The 16,935-nt window shown below is 68.8% G+C and carries 21 protein-coding genes; 14 read left to right on the forward strand and 7 right to left on the reverse strand.

Annotated elements, in window-relative coordinates:
• Nucleotides 1-95 precede the first annotated feature (95 nt).
• Genes ACFWNN_RS37830 through ACFWNN_RS37840 form a run of 3 tightly spaced genes read left to right on the forward strand, consistent with a single transcriptional unit; the run spans nucleotide 96 to nucleotide 1,680 of the window.
• Nucleotides 96-518, forward strand: a complete 423-nt coding sequence (locus tag ACFWNN_RS37830; RefSeq protein WP_382444767.1) for a hypothetical protein — start codon at nucleotides 96-98, stop codon at nucleotides 516-518.
• Between the two features lie 53 nt (nucleotides 519-571).
• Entirely contained in the window at nucleotides 572-739 is a 168-nt protein-coding gene (locus ACFWNN_RS37835; protein ID WP_330278231.1) for a helix-turn-helix transcriptional regulator, read from the forward strand.
• Nucleotides 736-1,680, forward strand: a complete 945-nt coding sequence (locus tag ACFWNN_RS37840; RefSeq protein ID WP_382444768.1) for an NAD(P)-dependent alcohol dehydrogenase — start codon at nucleotides 736-738, stop codon at nucleotides 1,678-1,680. The genes ACFWNN_RS37835 and ACFWNN_RS37840 overlap by 4 nt, the downstream gene beginning before the upstream one ends.
• Here ACFWNN_RS37840 and ACFWNN_RS37845 read toward each other — a convergent pair.
• A complete protein-coding gene (locus tag ACFWNN_RS37845) occupies nucleotides 1,638-2,819 on the reverse strand; it encodes an amidohydrolase family protein (protein WP_382444769.1) in 1,182 nt (393 codons plus the stop codon). The two genes, ACFWNN_RS37840 and ACFWNN_RS37845, sit on opposite strands and share 43 nt — an antisense overlap.
• 31 nt (nucleotides 2,820-2,850) lie before the next feature.
• A complete protein-coding gene (gene ribA, locus ACFWNN_RS37850; RefSeq protein WP_382444770.1) occupies nucleotides 2,851-3,489 on the reverse strand; it encodes a GTP cyclohydrolase II in 639 nt (212 codons plus the stop codon).
• A gap of 93 nt (nucleotides 3,490-3,582) precedes the next feature.
• Here ribA and ACFWNN_RS37855 point away from each other — a divergent pair, with 93 nt between their 5' ends.
• From ACFWNN_RS37855 to ACFWNN_RS37870, 4 genes are read left to right on the forward strand one after another with little or no spacing between them, the layout of a single operon-like run.
• A complete protein-coding gene (locus tag ACFWNN_RS37855) occupies nucleotides 3,583-3,993 on the forward strand; it encodes a 6-carboxytetrahydropterin synthase (protein WP_285638686.1) in 411 nt (136 codons plus the stop codon).
• On the forward strand, nucleotides 3,971-4,942 hold the full coding sequence (locus ACFWNN_RS37860) for a glycosyltransferase family 4 protein (RefSeq protein ID WP_382444771.1): 972 nt from the start codon (nucleotides 3,971-3,973) through the stop codon (nucleotides 4,940-4,942). Before ACFWNN_RS37855 ends, ACFWNN_RS37860 begins: the two co-directional genes overlap by 23 nt.
• Complete coding sequence (locus ACFWNN_RS37865; protein ID WP_382444772.1) at nucleotides 4,939-5,718, forward strand: class I SAM-dependent methyltransferase; 780 nt, start codon at nucleotides 4,939-4,941, stop codon at nucleotides 5,716-5,718. Before ACFWNN_RS37860 ends, ACFWNN_RS37865 begins: the two co-directional genes overlap by 4 nt.
• Nucleotides 5,718-6,680, forward strand: coding sequence for a YbhN family protein (locus ACFWNN_RS37870; protein ID WP_382444773.1), 963 nt, complete (start codon nucleotides 5,718-5,720; stop codon nucleotides 6,678-6,680). Before ACFWNN_RS37865 ends, ACFWNN_RS37870 begins: the two co-directional genes overlap by 1 nt.
• On the opposite strand, the gene ACFWNN_RS37875 is transcribed toward ACFWNN_RS37870, so the two are convergent.
• Nucleotides 6,594-7,289 (reverse strand): creatininase family protein, encoded by a 696-nt coding sequence (locus tag ACFWNN_RS37875; RefSeq protein WP_382444774.1) that lies wholly within the window; start codon nucleotides 7,287-7,289, stop codon nucleotides 6,594-6,596. The genes ACFWNN_RS37870 and ACFWNN_RS37875 overlap by 87 nt on opposite strands.
• On the reverse strand, nucleotides 7,276-8,253 hold the full coding sequence (locus ACFWNN_RS37880) for a zinc-binding alcohol dehydrogenase (RefSeq protein WP_382444775.1): 978 nt from the start codon (nucleotides 8,251-8,253) through the stop codon (nucleotides 7,276-7,278). Before ACFWNN_RS37880 ends, ACFWNN_RS37875 begins: the two co-directional genes overlap by 14 nt.
• 41 nt (nucleotides 8,254-8,294) lie before the next feature.
• Here ACFWNN_RS37880 and ACFWNN_RS37885 point away from each other — a divergent pair, with 41 nt between their 5' ends.
• Both ACFWNN_RS37885 and ACFWNN_RS37890 read left to right on the forward strand, forming a co-directional pair.
• Nucleotides 8,295-9,029: a CDP-alcohol phosphatidyltransferase family protein gene (locus ACFWNN_RS37885; protein WP_382444776.1), complete on the forward strand. Its 735-nt coding sequence runs from the start codon at nucleotides 8,295-8,297 to the stop codon at nucleotides 9,027-9,029.
• Entirely contained in the window at nucleotides 9,022-9,423 is a 402-nt protein-coding gene (locus ACFWNN_RS37890; protein WP_382444777.1) for a DoxX family protein, read from the forward strand. Before ACFWNN_RS37885 ends, ACFWNN_RS37890 begins: the two co-directional genes overlap by 8 nt.
• Here the strand turns inward: ACFWNN_RS37890 and ACFWNN_RS37895 are convergent.
• The gene (locus tag ACFWNN_RS37895; RefSeq protein ID WP_382444778.1) at nucleotides 9,404-10,210 is read right to left on the reverse strand and encodes a RibD family protein; all 807 of its coding nucleotides are present in this window, start codon (nucleotides 10,208-10,210) and stop codon (nucleotides 9,404-9,406) included. The two genes, ACFWNN_RS37890 and ACFWNN_RS37895, sit on opposite strands and share 20 nt — an antisense overlap.
• Here ACFWNN_RS37895 and ACFWNN_RS37900 point away from each other — a divergent pair.
• A complete protein-coding gene (locus ACFWNN_RS37900; protein ID WP_382444789.1) occupies nucleotides 10,152-11,726 on the forward strand; it encodes a sulfatase-like hydrolase/transferase in 1,575 nt (524 codons plus the stop codon). The genes ACFWNN_RS37895 and ACFWNN_RS37900 overlap by 59 nt on opposite strands.
• Before the next feature lie 112 nt (nucleotides 11,727-11,838).
• On the opposite strand, the gene ACFWNN_RS37905 is transcribed toward ACFWNN_RS37900, so the two are convergent.
• Nucleotides 11,839-12,357 (reverse strand): DinB family protein, encoded by a 519-nt coding sequence (locus ACFWNN_RS37905; RefSeq protein ID WP_382444779.1) that lies wholly within the window; start codon nucleotides 12,355-12,357, stop codon nucleotides 11,839-11,841.
• Nucleotides 12,358-12,488: 131 nt separating this feature from the next.
• Nucleotides 12,489-13,457, reverse strand: a complete 969-nt coding sequence (locus tag ACFWNN_RS37910; RefSeq protein WP_382444780.1) for a peptidase — start codon at nucleotides 13,455-13,457, stop codon at nucleotides 12,489-12,491.
• A gap of 49 nt (nucleotides 13,458-13,506) precedes the next feature.
• On the opposite strand from ACFWNN_RS37910, the gene ACFWNN_RS37915 reads away from it, so the two are divergent.
• From ACFWNN_RS37915 to ACFWNN_RS37930, 4 genes are all read left to right on the forward strand, one after another.
• The gene (locus ACFWNN_RS37915) at nucleotides 13,507-14,043 is read left to right on the forward strand and encodes a DinB family protein (RefSeq protein ID WP_382444781.1); all 537 of its coding nucleotides are present in this window, start codon (nucleotides 13,507-13,509) and stop codon (nucleotides 14,041-14,043) included.
• Between the two features lie 105 nt (nucleotides 14,044-14,148).
• Nucleotides 14,149-14,637, forward strand: coding sequence for a phosphatase PAP2 family protein (locus tag ACFWNN_RS37920; RefSeq protein ID WP_382444782.1), 489 nt, complete (start codon nucleotides 14,149-14,151; stop codon nucleotides 14,635-14,637).
• A gap of 14 nt (nucleotides 14,638-14,651) precedes the next feature.
• A complete protein-coding gene (locus ACFWNN_RS37925; protein ID WP_382444783.1) occupies nucleotides 14,652-16,115 on the forward strand; it encodes a sensor histidine kinase in 1,464 nt (487 codons plus the stop codon).
• Nucleotides 16,112-16,762, forward strand: coding sequence for a response regulator (locus ACFWNN_RS37930; RefSeq protein WP_382444784.1), 651 nt, complete (start codon nucleotides 16,112-16,114; stop codon nucleotides 16,760-16,762). The genes ACFWNN_RS37925 and ACFWNN_RS37930 overlap by 4 nt, the downstream gene beginning before the upstream one ends.
• The last annotated feature ends 173 nt before the right edge of the window (nucleotides 16,763-16,935 follow it).

The following is a 16,935-nucleotide window of genomic DNA, read 5'->3' on the forward strand; positions in this document are numbered from 1 at the left end:
CGGGCCGGAGGCGGCTGAGTCAAAGATGTTTGACACGGTGTCTGGTTCGCTTTACCTTGGTGATGTCAGGTTTCTTTGACATCAGGAGCGGGACCATGGCGTTCGAGGAGAAGCGGGCGTGGGCCTTGGCGGTCATCGCCCTGGTCGGTTATGGCGTGTACGTCGTGCTTGTCCTGACTGGAAGAGCGGGCGGCGCGTTGAGTGACGCGCCTTACATCGGCGCGCTGCTGTGGACGATCCTGTTCGGGATCGTCGCCGGCATCGTGTCGGGCATCTGGTTCGGCATCGCCTCGCGCAACGACGGGCTGCAGGCCGACGAACGGGATCAGGAGATCGCCCGGGTCGCCGACCACGTCGGGCAGTCGTTCGTCGTCATCGGTGGCATCTCCGCGATGGCTCTCGCGATGTTCGAGGCGCCCTACTTCTGGATCGCCAACGTCCTCTACCTGTGCTTCGTGCTGTCCGCGGTGATCGGGTCGATGGCGAAGATCGCGCTCTACCGGCGAGGAATGCTGTGAAGCCCACGAAAGTCACGAACTCCATCCGAGCGCTGCGGTTCGCGCACGACGAGATGAAGCAGGCCGACCTCGCCACGGCCATCGGCGTGACGCGGCAGACGTTGATCGCCATCGAGCAGGGCAAGTACTCGCCCTCGCTGGAGGTGGCCTTCAAGATCGCGCGGGTGTTCAAGGTGTCGCTCGAAGACGTGTTCCAGTACCCGGAGGAGGAAGAGCTGTGAAGGCTGTCGTGCAACGAAGATACGGATCGGCGGTGCTCGGTGACCTCGATGTGCCTGTGCCTGGGAAGGGTGAGGTTCTGCTGGAGGTGCGGGCGGCGGGCGTCGACATGGGCGTCTGGCACATCCTCACCGGCAGGCCGTACCTGTTGCGGATCCTCGGTTTCGGGTTCCGTGCGCCCAAGTCGATCGTGCCGGGACGCGACGTCGCCGGTGTCGTGAAGGAGATCGGGCCCGGCGTGACGGAGTTCGCCGTCGGCGACGAGGTGTTCGGCACGTGCGAGGGGTCGTTCGCCGAATACGCCGTCGCTCCGGCCGCGCGGCTCGCCCGCAAACCGCAGAACCTCTCGTTCTCCGAGGCCGCCGCGCTGCCGATCTCCGGTGGAACGGCGCTGCAAGGCCTGCGCGGAGTCCAGCAGGGGCAACGAGTTCTGGTGCTCGGCGCGGGCGGGGGAGTCGGGTCGTACGGCGTGCAGATCGCGAAAGCGATGGGTGCGCACGTAACGGCGGTGTGCAGCACACGCAAGGTCGAGCTGGCCAGGAACCTGGGCGCCGACGAGGTCTTCGACTACACGGTCGCGGACTTCACCGGCACGTACGACCTGATCCTCGACTGCGGCGGCGCCAGGCCGTTCTCCCTGCTGCGCAAGGCGACCAACGACCGCGGCCGGATCGTGCTCGTGGGCGCGGAGACCGGCGGAAAGATCACCGGCGGCTTCCACAAGATGATGGCCGCGCCGGTGCTGAACCTGTTCTCCTCCAGGAAGCTCGTCCCGCTGATGTCGGCGGAACGCGCCGACGTCTTCGACGAGCTGCGCGTGCTCGTCGAGGCAGGCGAGCTCACCCCCGCCGTGGACAAGGTCTTCCCGCTCTCAGAAGCGCTGAACGCGGTGGACCACGTCTACTCGCGACGGTCGGTCGGCAAGACGGTCGTCGCGATCTGACCACCGATCACCACGGTCTCCACGTGGTGCAACGCCGTGATGTCCCGCATGGGATCTCCTCGCACGGCGATCACATCGGCGTCCCAGCCAGGTCGCAGCATTCCCTTGCTCACGCTCAACGCCCGCGCTGCCTGACTCGTGGCGCTCGCGAGCACCGCGGCGTTGGGCATGCCCGCGTCGACCATGTTGCCGAGGGCGTGGGCCGAGATCCCGTGTGCCTTGCCAGGGCCGATGCCGCCGTCGGTGCCGGAGACGGTGCGCACGCCGTGGTCGAACATGCGGCCGACCGCGGCGATCTTCGCGGCGATGCTCATCCCCACCCGTTCGAACGCTTCCCTGATGTGGGGAGGCGGGGCGACGGTCGACCCGAGCGTGTGGCAGACGGCGATGTCGGCCTCCGCCAGCGCGTCCATCAGTTCGACGGGGATCACCATGGCTCCGCCGGACAGGCAGGTGCAGTGCTCGATGCCGTCGACACCCGCGGCCACGGCGTGCTGCACGGCCGTGAGGCTGTGGGCGTGGGCGGTCACCGGGAGGCCCAGCGAGTGGGCTTCCTCGACCACCACGCGCAGTTCGTGCTCGGTGAACTGGCAGTCGTCGACGATCGTGCCGGGGGTGGCGAACCCACCGCTCGCCATGATCTTGACGATGTCGACCCGGTGCTCCGCCCGCTCGCGCACGGCACGGCGGAGTGCCTCGTCGCCCGCCGCCTCCCCGCCCATCGACCAGCAGTGGCCGCGAGGGCTCGTGATGGGAGGCCCGGACGCGAGGACGCGCTGCCGGTGGCGGTCGCGCTGGTCCGTCACGGCCCAGGCGCGGTCACCGAGGTCACGCACGGTGGTGACGCCCGCCCTGAGGTGGCGGGCGAGGCCGTCCTCGATCACCTCGTCCAGGTGCTCCGGCGTGAACGACGGCAGGCGGTCGAGGGCGTCGACGCTGTTGTCCCCGCAGAGGTGGGCGTGGGTGTCGATCAGTCCCGGTAGGACGGTGGCGGTGCCGAGGTCGACCACCTCGGCACCGGCGACGTCGGGATGACCCTGCTCGACGGCCTTGATCTTCCCGTTCTCGGTGACGACCGTGACGGGGCCGGCGATCGACCTCTCACCGTCGAACGCACGCGCAGCACGCAGCGCCAGCATCGGCACATTCTGTGCTCAGCGCGCCCCCGAATCAACGGTCGGCTGCGTGCGGCAACGTGAAGGAGTCGACCTGTGGCAGATCGTGACCGAGCCGGTCGCGCTTGGCCGTCAGGTACGCGATGTTGTGCTGGTTCGGCGTCATCAACGACGGTACGCGCGCTGTCACCGGAATGCCGTTGGACTCCAACGCGGCGATCTTGTCGGGGTTGTTGGACATCAGCCGTACGGACTGCACGCGCAGATGCTTCAGCACGCGCGCTGCCGGCGTGTAGTCGCGGACGTCGACGGGCAGGCCGAGCGAGGTCGCCGAGTCCAACGTGTCCAGTCCCTCGTCCTGGAGCACGTGCGTCCGGATTTTCGCCACCAGCCCGATGCCGCGGCCTTCGTGCCCGCGCAGGTACACGAGGATGCCGCTGCCCTCACGCACGATGGTGTTCAACGCCGCGTCGAGCTGCTCGCCGCACTCGCACCGCATCGCCGCGAAGATGTCGCCCGTCATGCACTCGGAGTGGATGCGCACGAGGACGTTCTCGCGCAGCTTCGTTTTGCCGTAAACAAGCGCCATGTGCTCGTGACCGTCCGCGCGGAACGCGACTGCGCGGAAGGTGCCACGGCGGGTCACCAGGTCGGACTCCGCCACGTCTTCGTCACTGAAGGCCTGTTCGAACATCTACGGTCCCCTTAGTCACCTGGCGCCTTCCGAACGTGCAGCTACGCTCGGATGGAGGTCGCACCGTAACCCGACCGCACAGCGGAGGTCATCCTGTTCAGCATCACCGTCCGCGATCACGTGATGATCGCGCACAGTTTCCGCGGCGAGGTCTTCGGTCCAGCACAACGTCTGCATGGAGCAACGTTCCTGGTGGACGCAACGTTCAAACGGACTGAGCTCGATTCGGACAACATCGTCGTCGACATCGGACTCGCGACCCAGGAGCTGAACAAGGTCCTGGCCGTTTTCAACTACCGCAACCTGGACGAAGAACCCCAGTTCGCAGGCATCAACACGTCCACGGAATGGCTCGCGAAGCACATCGCCGACCAGCTGGCGGACAAGATCGCGGAGGGCGCTCTCGGTGAGGGCGCTCACGGGATCGATGCGATCGCCGTCACACTCCACGAGTCACACGTGGCGTGGGCCGGTTACGAACGTGCACTTCGTCCTTCCGGCTGACGTCGAGGATCCGGGCAGTCCCAGCGGCGGCAACGTCTACGACCTGCGCGTGAGCGCCGGCATGACCCGTCTGACCGTCGCTGGTGACTGGCCGCGTCCAGCCGACCCCACCGCGTTGGAGCAAGCGCTTGCGGCGATTCCGCACGGAGACGTCGTGCTCCTCGACGGTCTCGTGAGCTGCGGACTACCCGAAGTCGTGGTCCCTCACACCAGACGCCTGAAGATCGCGGTCCTCGTCCACCTGCCGCTGGCCGACGAGACCGGGCTCGACCCCGCCGCCGCCGCCCTCCTGAACGACAGGGAGGGGCAGGTCCTGCGGGCCGCGAGCGCGGTCATCGCGACGAGTCCGACGGCCGCCCGGAACATCGCCGAGAGGCACGGGCTCGACCACGTCCACGTCGTCGTTCCCGGCACCGATCCGGCCCCGCTCGCGCACGGCACGGACGGCGTCCACCACCTGCTCTGCGTCGCGTCCATCACACCCCGCAAAGGCCACGACCTGCTGGTCAGGGCGTTGCGGCGGATCGAACGGGACTGGCGGCTGACGTGCGTCGGCCCGCACCGGCCGTTCCTGCGCGAGCTCCCGCGCGACGACCGCGTCAGCTTCCCCGGGCCACTCGCCGGCGAGGCCCTGACCAGCGCATATGCCAGCGCTGACCTCTTCGTGCTGGCCTCGCGCGCCGAGACGTACGGCATGGTCGTCACCGAGGCCCTCGCGCACGGTCTGCCGGTCATCGCGAGCTCCGTTCCGGACGCGCTCGGAGACGGCGGGCTGCTCATTCCGGCCGGGGACGAAAATGCATTGGAAGCTGCACTGACAGGCTGGTTTCAAGATCAGGATCTGAGGGCCGAACTGCGGTCCAGGGCGCTCGCAAGGCGGGCCGTTCTGTCCACTTGGGACGAATCCACAGAGGACCTGCGGAGGGTGCTGGCTACGCTCCGGCCATGACCTTCGCCCCGGAATGGCTGGCACTGCGGGAAAACGCCGACGCACAGGCGCGCTCCACCGACCTCGCGGAGACCGTCCGCGAAACTCTGGTGAACCGAAACCCCCTGACGATCCGTGACCTCGGTTGTGGCACGGGATCGATGGGACGATGGCTCGCCGGGAGGCTCGGCGGCGTACAGCACTGGGTGCTGCACGACCGCGACCCCCGGCTGCTCGGGCTGGCGGAGGCCAGCATGAGCGCGCTGCCGAACGTCACCGTCGAAACGCGTGAGGGCGACCTCACGTCCCTGAAGGCCGCTGACCTCGCGGGTGCTGACCTGGTCACTTGCTCAGCGCTGCTCGACTTGCTCACTACTGACGAGATGAACGCTCTGGCGGTTGCATGCGTAGAAGCACATGTGCCCGCACTGTTCACGCTCTCGGTGGCAGGCCGGATCGACATCGAACCGGCCGAGCCGCTCGACGCCGCCTTCCAGGACGCGTTCAACGCTCACCAGCGCCGCGTCGTGGACGGGCGCCGTCTGCTCGGACCGGACGCTCCGGCCGCTGCTGAAGAGGCATTCGCAGCGGCAGGCGCTTCGGTTCGAACGGCTCAGAGCCCCTGGCGCATGCACGGCGACGCGCTTCAGCAGGAATGGCTGAAGGGCTGGGTCGGCGCCGCGGTGGAGCAGGAACCCGCACTCGCCTCCGAGGCCTCCGAGTACCTGCGCCGCAGGTCAACAGCCTCCGCGGTGGTCCACCACGTCGACCTGCTGGCACTACCGGGAGCTGTGTGATGAAGAAGTTCTGGCCGTGGCTTCGCCTCCTGCTGGCGGTGGGCATCCTCGTGGCGCTGGGCGTTCGCCTGGGCACGGGTGCCTTCCTCGACGGACTGCGCGCGATCGACGCGTTCTCCGTCACCGCCGCGCTGGCGATCGGGCTCGTGACGACGGTGCTCAGCGCGGGTCGCTGGGTCCTCGTCGCGCGCCGCCTCGGCCTGCCGCTGACCATGAAGACCGCGGTCAGCGACTACTACCGCGCCCAGCTCGTCAACGCCGTGCTGCCCGCCGGCGTGCTCGGCGACGTGCACCGCGCGGTGAACCACGGCCGTGAGTCCGGCGACGTCGGACGGGGCGTGCGCGCCGTGTTCTTCGAGCGCATGGCGGGCCAGGTCGTGCTCATCGGGATCGGGCTCGCGGTGCTGCTCACGCACCCCGCGCCCGGCCTCGACCTCACGCTCAGCGGCACCACCGTCGCCGCGATCCTCGCCGGTCTGGCGCTCGCCGTCGTGGTCGGCTGGAACATCCGCCCGGTGCGGAAGGCGCTGGTCAACACCCTGGCCGACGGCATCAGGCTGCTGTCGTTCAAGACGTGGCCCGCGGTCATCGGACTGTCGGCCGCGACGGTCGCCGGGTACGTGGCGATGTTCCTGGTGGCCGCCCGCGCCGCCGGGTCGGACGCCACGGTCACGCAGCTCGCGCCGGTCGTCGTGCTGGCGCTGCTGATCATGGCGATCCCGGTCAACATCGGCGGGTTCGGCCCGCGCGAGGCGTTCCTCGCGGTGGCGTTCGGGGCCGCCGGTCTGGGCGCCGCGCAGGGCTTCACCACGGGCATCGTCTACGGCGTGCTGGCGCTCATCGCCGCACTGCCCGGCGCGGTCGTGCTCTTCCTGTCACGCCGTGCCAAGACCGAACAGGTCGAGGTAGTGGCGGAACGAGTCGGCCAGTCCCGCGAGCAGGAGCTCGCCCTTGCGCGCTGACGCGAGCGAGGGACGCCCGATGACGCCGGAGGACGTGTACGGCGCCAGACCCAGGGTGAGCATGTGCCGCCGGTCCTCCGCCAGGTGGTCAGCGGTTTCGTAGCCAGGACGGATCAGATCGGGGTGGGCGTGCAGCAGGATCGAGGTCTCCAGCTCACCCGCGTGCATGTCGCTGTACGCCGAGGTCTCGATGCCGGCCTTCTCCCGCGCGAACGCCCAGTCGTCCCGGCCGGGGAAGAGCGCCAGCCCCTCACCCTCCTGCACGACGTTCGACAGCACGTAGTTGCCTCCGTGGCCGTTGACCAGCACGACGTGCTCGACCCCGGTGCGCCGCAAGGACTCCGCGATGTCGCCGACCACTGAGACCAACGTGCGCGCGGAGATGCTGACGGTCCCCGCCCAGTCGGCGTGCTCCTGCGAGCACGAGAACTGGATCGGCGGCAGCAGGCGCACCTCGGGGTACCTCGTCGCGATCTCGGACGCGATGGTCCACGCGATCACCGAGTCCGTCGCCAGCGGCAGGTGCGGGCCGTGCTGCTCGGTGCTGCCGACCGGGAGCACGGCCACGCGCTTACCGCGCACGTCGACGGTGGTGTCACTCGGAAACATGGGCCTGACCGTAGTCAATGCGGTGGCACAGCGCCGGAATCTCGCCGTCGGCCAGCTTCGGCATGACCTCGGGCAGTTCCTCGAACGGGCTGTGGCCGGTGATCAACGCGTCGAACCTGGCGTCGGCCAGCAGGTCGAGCGCGACGGCCATGCGTTCGCCGTAGGTGCGGTCCGGGCGGCCGACCACGCCGACCTGGCTGCTGCGGATCGTGAGCCGCCGCGAGTGGAAGAACTCGCCCAGCGGCACGGAGATCGACCGGTCGCCGTACCAGCTCAGCTCGATCACCCGGCCCTCCGGCGCGAGCAGGTTCAGCGCGGTGGTGAGACCGGCCTCGGTCGCACTCGCGTGGAACACCAGATCGCATCCGTCGAGGGCGTTGCCCGGGAGTGCGAAGCCGACACCGAGCTTGCGCGCGACCTCCTCCCTGGCGGGGTCGGCGTCGACGAGCTCGACGCGGGCTCCGGGGAACGTCGCGAGCACCGCCGCGATGCTCGATCCGACCATGCCGCCACCGACCACGGCGATCCGGTCGCCGATCAACGGCCGTGCGTCCCACACGGCGTTCACCGCGGTTTCGACGGTGCCCGCCAGCACCGCGCGTTCGGCCGGAACCGCCTCCGGCACGAGCGTGACCGACGTTTCCGGGACGACGTAACGAGTCTGATGTGGATAGAGGCAGAACACCGTGCGGCCTTTGAGGTCACCGGTCTCGACCACACCGACGTTGAGGTAGCCGTACTTCACCGGCCACGGGAAGTCGCCCTCCTGGAACGGCGCCCGCATCGCCGCGTGCTGGTTCTCCGGCACGCCACCGCGGAACACGAGGGTCTCCGTGCCGCGGCTCACCCCCGAGAACAGCGTGCGCACCTCGACCTCACCGGGACCGGGCTCGGCCAGTGTGACCTGCCGAACCTCCCCTTTTCCCGATTCATTGAGCCAAAAGGCACTCGCCGTACGTGTCACTCACAACACCTCCGCCGCACGAAGTTCGTTAGGGGCACCTGATGATCACACTTCAGCACACCAGGACGGCGCCCGTCCTGCGGGAGCCTGCCATCTGGGCCGGGTTCCAGGTCCTCGCGCTGGCCGTGGTCGGTGCCACCGCCGGCCTCGGCCCGCTCGGCTGGGCCGCCGGTCTCGCCTACGGCTTCGCCACCTGGGCGTTTCTCGGCTACGGCATGCAGCGTCACCGCGTTTTAGCGCTGGGTCCCGCCGACCGCGTCACGCTCGCCCGCGGTCTGATGGTCGGCGCGGTGACCGCGCTGGTGGCCGATCGCGCAGGTCAGGACGTTCCGGTCGCGCTGGTCGTGACTCTCGCCGCCGTGGCGTTGTCACTCGACTGGGTGGATGGTCAGGTCGCTCGCCGCACGGGCACCTCGACCGCGTTGGGCGCCCGGTTCGACATGGAGGTCGACGCGTTCCTGATCCTCGTGCTGAGCGCGTACGTGGCCGTCCACATGGGTCCGTGGGTGCTCGCGATCGGGCTGATGAGGTACGTGTTCGTGGCCGCGTCGTGGCGTCTGCGCTGGATGAACGCGCCGCTGCCGGCCAGCTACGCGCGCAAGGTCGTCGCTGCCGTACAAGGGATCTTCCTCGTCGTGGCGGCGTCCGGGCTGCTGCCGTTCGCGGGCGTGCTCGTTGGTCTCGCGTTGGCATCGTTGGTGTGGTCGTTCGGTCGCGATGTGTTGTGGCTGTACAACAACGCGCCCGTTTCGGTGGGAGAATCCCGCCATGTCTGAGCAGACCTCAACCGCGGCGAAGATCGGCAACGTCGTCGTCTGGATCCTGCAGATCGTGCTCGCCGTGGAGTTCGTGCGGAACGGCTACTCGCTGTTCACCGACCAGTTCGTCGCGAAGTTCGACGACATCGGGTTCGGCCAGTGGTTCCGCTACTTCACCGGCGTGCTGGAGATCGCGGCCGCGATCGGCCTGCTCATCCCGCGCATCTGCGGGCTGGCGGCGCTGGCGCTCGCGGGCATCATGGCCGGCGCGGCGTTCACCGAGGTGTTCCTGGTGACCAACGGCGGCTTCAAGGGCGCGATGATGCCGTTGATCTACGTCGTGTGGGCGCTGGTGATCGCTGCGTACCGCCGCGAGCAGATCCTCGGTGCGCTCAAGCTCGTTCGGAAGTGACTTTCGGGAAGTAGCGGAGCACCGCGACGTCCCCGACTTTCGTGACGTCCTCCAGGTGGAATCGGCGTGCCGGTCCACCGGGGAATTCGGCGGGATTCACGAAACGCGGGGCCGTCGCCTGTCCGATCAGCATCGGCGCCACCGCGACCCTGATCTCGTCGGCCAGTCCGGCCGTGAGGAACGCCGTGTGAATGCTCGTGCCGCCTTCGACCATGAGCCTTCTCACGCCGCGCGCGCCGAGATCGTCGAGAATGTCTGAGAATTCGCTGAAGGTTTTGGTTTCGGTGAGGTGGTCGACTGTGGTCGTCGCGGTCCGCGTGTAGACCAGACTGGCGCCGCCGCAGTGCCAAAACCGCAGCTCAGGGTCGAAGTCGCCGCTCCTGGTGACGGTGACCCGCAACGGGAGTTCCGGTTTGCCGTCGGCTATTCTCCGCGCACGCCGTTCGTCGCTGTAGACGAGCAGTCGCGCGTTGTCGCGGCGCAACGTCTCGGCCCCGGCCAGAATCGCGTCCGACTCCGCGCGCATCCGGTCGACGTGGTCGAAGTCCTCGGCGTTCGAAAGCGGAAACCTCTCGGTGCCGCGGTCGTCGATGTGGCCGTCGAGGCTGACGGCGACGCTCAGCAGAACGTGCGGGCGGGTCACGAACGGAGATGGTAGAGCAGTTGAACCGGCCACGGGCCGCGCCGCGTTTACCTCATAGGGTCTGGAAAGGGGATTCTCGGTGAGGATGTTGCTGCGGCGGACGGTCACGGTGCTGGCGGGGCTGTTCGTGTTGTTCGTGCTCATCGCACCGAGCGACCTGGAGAAGTTCACGTTCGAGGCGTTCCTGCGGGTGCCGCTCGAAGGCCTCGTCGGCGTCATGGTGCTGGTGCTGCTGCCGGACCGCTACCGCAAGCCGTTCGCCATCGCCGGCGGTGTCGCGCTGGGCGTCTTCACCGTCGTGAAGATCATGGACATCGGCTTCGACATGGTGCTGTACCGGCCGTTCGACCTCGTGCTGGACTGGCCGTTGCTGGTGCCCGCCATCGACTTCGTGGACGTGACGTTCGGCCGCTTCGCCTCCGTCCTCGCCGTGGGCCTCGCCGTCGCCCTGGTCGTCGGCATCGTCTGGCTGGCCGCCGTGTCGGTGCTGCGCCTCAGTTCCGTGGCCGCCGGTCGGCGTCCCGTCGCGATCCGCGCGGTGGCCCTCGTCGCCGTGGCCTGCGTTTCCCTTGCCGTACCCGGCATTCCGGTCTACTCCGACGCCGCCGCGACCGCGTTGGTCGACCACGCCCGGCGCGTCCAGGCCGGCCTGCACGACCAGGAGGCGTTCGCCGCGGAGGCCTCGGTCGACGCGTTCCGCGGACACTCCGGCCTGCTGTCCTCCCTGCAGGGCAAGGACGTCGTCTTCACGTTCGTGGAGAGCTACGGCAAGTCCGCGCTCGACATGCCCGACGTGGCCGCGAAACTGGCTCAGGGCAACGACCGGCTGAAGGCGGCCGGCTACTCGGCCCGGTCCGCCTACCTGACCTCGCCGACCGCCGGCGGTGGCAGCTGGATGGCGCAGGCGACGTTGCTGTCCGGTCTGTGGATCGACAACCAGCAGCGCTACCGCAACCTCGTGGCGTCCGACCGGCTCACGTTGCCGCGCGCGTTCCGCGAGGCCTCCTGGCGTTCGGTGGGCGTCGTGCCCGGCATCACGCAGGCGTGGCCGGAGGGCGACTTCTTCCACTACGACAAGATCTACGCCGCACAGGACCTCGGCTACAAGGGCCCGCGCTTCGGCTACGCGACGACACCCGACCAGTTCACCTTGGAGTCGTTCCAGCGCAACGAACGCTCGAAGGCCGACGGCCCCGTGATGGCCGCGATCCCGATGGTGTCCTCGCACGCGCCGTGGTCGCCGACCCCGGACTCCGTGGACTGGGACAAGCTCGGCGACGGCTCGATCTACTCGACGATGCCGGCCTCGAACGACCCGCCGGAGTCCATCTTCGGCCGCGACCCCAACGCCGTCCGCGCCGACTACGCCCACTCGATCTCGTACTCGCTCGAGTCCGTGCTCTCGTACCTCGAGAAGTACGGCGACGAGAACCTCGTGATGGTGTTCCTGGGTGACCACCAGCCGGCGCAGATGGTGACCGGCGAGGGGGCCTCGCGGGACGTTCCGATCACCATCGTCGCCAAGGACCAGGCCGTGATGGAACGGGTCGCCGACTGGAAGTGGGACGACGGCATCCGGCCGGGGGGAACGGCCCCGGTGTCGCGGATGAGCGACTTCCGGGACCAGTTCCTCTCGGCCTTCTCGCCGCCGAAGCCCTAGCGGTGCGTCTCGGAACGTTGGCGAGGTAATCCACGCTCAGCAGGGCGCCTCGCGGCACCACGATGCACCCGTCTGACCGCGAATTCCCCCGGCAACGTTCCGAGCCACACCGCTAGCCCATCGTCTTCTGACCGTCGATGGTCTCGCGGATGATGTCCGCGTGGCCGGCGTGCTGCGACGTCTCCGCGACGATGTGCACGAACACCCGCCGCGCCGACCACGTCTTGCCCTCCGGGAACCAGGGCGCGGCCGGCAGCGCGTGCGAGAGGTCCATGTCGACCGTCTCGACCAGCTTGTCGGTGTAGGCCGCGACCTCGTTGTACCGGGCGATGATGCTCTCCAGCGTCTCGCCCGGCTCCATCCGGAAGTTCGCCTCGTGGTTCTCGTAGTCCTTCGACTCGGGGTCGGACTCCATCGCCGACGTGCCGTGCTCGATGAACTTGACCCAGTTCTCCTCGACCGACGCGACGTGCTTGATCAGACCGCCGATGGACAGCGCGCTCGCGGTCGGGCTCGACGCCGCCTGCTCGTCGCTCAGGCCCTGCGCGGTGAACGTCAGGAACCAGCGGTGCTGCCGGAGCGTCTCGAGGAGGTCCGCGCGCTCGCCGGTGAGGATCTCGGTGGTGGTCATCGCTTCTGTCCTTCGTTCGTTTGTCCCGACATGAAGGACTCTAGGACCACTTGAGGTCAGCTTGTGTCCTAGACGAACGGTCGCTCAAGCGGAACTTGAGCGAGATTCGAGCGATCCGGCGTTGACCAGGATCAGCACGAAAGAGTGGGTGCGCCGTCCGGTCCGCCGCTGCGCAGCGTCGTCAGGTTGGCACCCGTCAGACCCAGCACGGCCTGAGCCGTCGCGCGCGGGGCGTTGGCCGGGTCGAAGCCGGACGCGTCGAACGCGATCGCACCCTTGTTGGCCTGGTCGGAGCACCCGACCTGCACCGACTTCAGGTACTTGCGGGCCTTCACCGCGGCGGTCCCGTGCACGACCTGGGCCACCAGGCCCGTGCTGTTGGCGTTCGAGGCACCTGCCGCGCTCGGGAACCCGCCATCGGCCTGCTGCTTCGTCTTCAACCAGGTGACCGCCCTGGTCACCGGCTTGCCCTGGGCCCGCAGCGCCTGCACGGCGATGGCGGTCGCGTCGACGTCGCTCACGCACGGCGAGGTCTCGAACGTCACGGGGAAGCCGCCGTCCGGGCACTGGCTCGCGGCCAGGTACCCGGCGCCCGCGGCGTCCCGGCCGAGCGCGACCAGGGCGTAGGACTGGGTGAAGGCGTTGGAGAAGTCGCCGAACGCCGAACGGTCGGAGAACCGGCCGGACGGTGCCTGCAGCGCCTTGAGGCCCGCGATCAGGTCGACGCCGCCGAACGCGCGCGGGTTCTTGCCCTTCACCCGCGCGGCCACGGCCAGCTTCGCGTGCGCGCCCGCGTACGACTCGCCGTCGGCACCCAGGTAGCCGCTGGAGATCTCGGGCTTCGCGAGCCACGCGATGGCGCGGTCGGAGTAGTCGTCGGCGGTGCGGGCCGCGGCGAACGCGAAGATCGCGTCGATGGTCAGGCCCTGGTCGGGGTACTTCACGCCGCCGAACTCGGTCTCCAGGCGTTCGCCGTCCGCCATCTGTCTGGCGAGCCACCCGGCGGCGGCGTCGGCGCGATCCACCCCGCCTGCTGTGGCGGGAACGGCGGTGGTCACGAGGGAGGCGCCGAGCAGGGCGGCGACGATGATTTTCTGCACGGGATCGAGGTTCCCAGAACTGTCAGACCCCGACGCTAGGGTCGGAAGAATGATTGCCGATGACCTCCGCCACTACCTCCAGGAGTGCCGCGACTCGGTGGTCGGCTCGCTGGAGGGGCTCAGCGATTTCGACGCCCGCCGCCCGCTCGTGCCCAGCGGTACCAACCTGCTCGGGCTGGTGAAGCACCTCGCCGGAATCGAGTTCGGCTACCTCGGCGCCAGCGCGGGCCGCCCGGCCCCGCTGCTGCCGTGGGTCGAGGACGGTTCTATCTGGCAGAACGGCGACATGTGGGCCAAGCCGGAGGAGAGCCGGGAGTACCTCTTAGGCCTCTACCGGGCGGCCTGGAAACACTCGGACGCGTCGATCGCGGAGTTACCGCTCGACGCGCCCGCCTCGGTGGCGTGGTGGCCGGAGCACCGCAGGGTGACGACGTTCGGGCACCTGCTCGCGCGGGTGACGGCCGAGACCGCGCAGCACGCCGGCCACTGCGACGTGGTCCGGGAGTTGATCGACGGCCGCTCGGGCGCGGACAACCCCGAGGGCTACTACGACCTGGTGCTGAGCATGGCGGGCCGCGCCGGGTGAATGTCCTGTTCCTGTTTGCGCTGACGCATTCCTTGTCGAAAGTAAGGGGGACTCGGTTCCGATAGGTAGGGGCGCTCCTGCTGCCGCCTTCGTAGTTTCGGCTGGGTGACTTGGCTGACTGTGGGCACCGACGCGGTGCTCGGCGTGTTCGCGTTGATGTTCTTGCTGCTGTGGTTCCAGCACAAGCTGCGGGCGTTCCTCGCCGGCGCCGGAGTGGTGGTGGCGTACGCGATCAGCGAGGTGATCAAGCTGCTCGTGCAGGAGGACCGGCCGTGCCGCACGAGGCCGTCGATCGCGGAGTGCCCCGCCCCGGACGACTGGTCGTTCCCCAGCAACCACTCGGTGATCGCGGGCTCGTCCGCGATGGCGATTTGGGCGCTGCACAGGACTTACGGCTGGATCGCGGCGGTGTGCGCGGTCGCGGCGGCGGCCTCGCGTGTCGTCGTGGGCGTCCACTACGTGCACGACGTGCTGGCCGGGCTCGCGCTCGGAGCGCTGGTGTCGTGGGGGATCGCGTTGCTGCTCAAGAAGAAGCTACCGGTGAAGGTGCCGGCGGCGGAGGCGCCGACCGTGGTGATGCAGCGACTGCGATGATGGATGCCGTGTGGGTGCGGCTGATTCTGTGGGGGAGTTCGGGTCTGCTGGTCGTCGCGGCGGCGGCGACGTCCAGGGCCGGACGGCTCGCAGTCTGGGAAGTGCTGCTGTACCTGGCGATCCTCGCCGCCGCGTTCCTCGTCGTGCCGCGCAGGCCCGCGGTGGCGCTGGCGCTCGGGCTGGGCGCGTGGCTCGTCTGCTACCTGGTGCGGGTCGAGTTCGACAGCGCCACCGGGGTGCTCGCGCTGGCACCGGCCCTGGCTCTCGTGAGCTTCCTGGCGGGCCGGCACGCGCACGACCCGCGCGCGACCGCGATCACGCTGACCCTGGGGGAGATCGCCGGGGTCGTCGTGGCGCTGACCGAACGCGGCGGCTCGGACACCGCGCTGGCCGTCACGTCGGGCATCGGCGTGCTGGGCGTGGTGCCGTGGGCGATCGGCCGCTTCCGCCGCCGCTACACGGAACTCCAGGACGTCGGCTGGGAGCACGCCGCCCTGCTGGAGCGCAGCGTGGAGAACGCCCGCAACGCCGAACGCGCCCGCCTCGCAGGCGAGATGCACGACCTGGTGGGCCACGAACTGGCGCGTGCTGCACTGCTGACTGGCGCGCTGGAACTGGAACCCACCCTGACCACCCAGCAACGCGAGGCCGCCAAGACCGCCCGCGCGAGCGTCACCGCCGCAGCCGAACGCCTGGCCGACGTCATGCAGGTGCTCCGCGCCGACGAGGACGAACCGGTGGCGACCATCGAGGAGGTCGTCGCCAGAAGCGGCCTGACCGTGGACCTGACCAACAACCGCAGGACCGCCATCGACGGCATCATCGCCAGAACGGTCCACCGAGTCACCGCCGAAGCCCTCACGAATGTCATCAAGCACGCCCCCGGCGCCGAGGTGACCGTGACCCTCAGCGCCAACCTGGAACTCCGCATCACCAACGGCCCGGCCCAGCACACCAACGCCGTGGGCAGCGGCAAGGGCCTGATGGGCCTGGCCGAACGAGTGGCCCTGGTAGGCGGCTGGTTCGAAGCGGCCCCGTCCGACGACGGCGGCTTCGAGGTGAGAGCGAAACTCCCCGAACGCCCCCGCGCCAGCACCACCCCCACCCACGTGCGCCGCGAACGCACGGAGGAAGAGATCCGCAAAAGCGTCCGCAGAACCGTCCTCATCACCACGGTCGTGTGCGCGGGAATCGCCATCGGCGTCCCGGGCTACATGGTCTTCGACGCCGCAACCTCGGTCCTGACCCCGGCCCAGTTCGAACGGGCACAACTCGGGCAGGACGAGGACGCCCTGGACCTCCCGCTCCGCACCCGAGTCGACAACCCGCTGGGCGTCACCGCACCCCCGAAGACCGAGTGCCGCTACTACAGCACGCACCCCAACCCGTTCGACGGCGACCGCCACGACCTGCACCAACTCTGCTTCCAGCACGACCGCCTGGTGTTCAAGCAGTGGCTGGCCAGGAGGAGCGCATGATCAAGGTCGTACTGGCGGACGACGAACCGGTGGTCAGGTTCGGCGTGAAGGCCGTACTCGCCACAGCAGGCGACGTAGAGGTAGTAGCCGAAGCAGAAAACGGCAGCAAGGCCATAGACCTGGTGGCCCGCCACCGCCCCGACGTGGCGGTCCTCGACATCCGCATGCCGGTCTTCGACGGCCTGGACGCGGCCAAGGTAATCCGCGAATGCCACCCGGCCACCCAAACCCTGATGCTCACCACCTTCGCCGACGACGCCTACATCACCCGAGCACTGGGCGAGGGCGCGGCAGGCTTCGTCCTGAAAACGGGCGACCCACAGGAAATCATCACGGGAGTCCGAGCCGTGGCGAGCGGCGGCGCCTTCCTCTCCCCACTGGTGGCGAAGCGAGTGGTGGACCAACTCTCCCGATCACATCCACGTCCACAAGCGACACAACGGATCGAGGTCCTGACCTACCGCGAACGCGAAGTGCTGGGCCTGGTGGGCGCGGGCCTCTCCAACGCGGAGATCGCGGCACGCCTCTACGTCGTCGAGGGCACCGTGAAGGTGTACGTGAGCACGATCTTCCGCCAGCTGGGAGTCCGGAACCGCGTGCAGGCGGCGATCATCGCCCACGAGTCAGGCATCATCCCGAACGCCTAGGGCCCGCAGCGGCAGGACGCACCCAACCGCAGTCGTCAACGCAACCCAAGCACGCACGCAGGGCCAGGCGCGCGCTCTCAACCGGCAGCCGTCAACGCAAAGCCAACCACCTACGAAACCTGGCACGCGAAGCCGAAGGCGAGCCCGAACGGGCCAATGCCCGCCACAGAGCC

It is taken from the genome of Lentzea sp. NPDC058450 (assembly GCF_042721395.1).
Classification (GTDB): Bacteria; Actinomycetota; Actinomycetes; order Mycobacteriales; family Pseudonocardiaceae; genus Lentzea.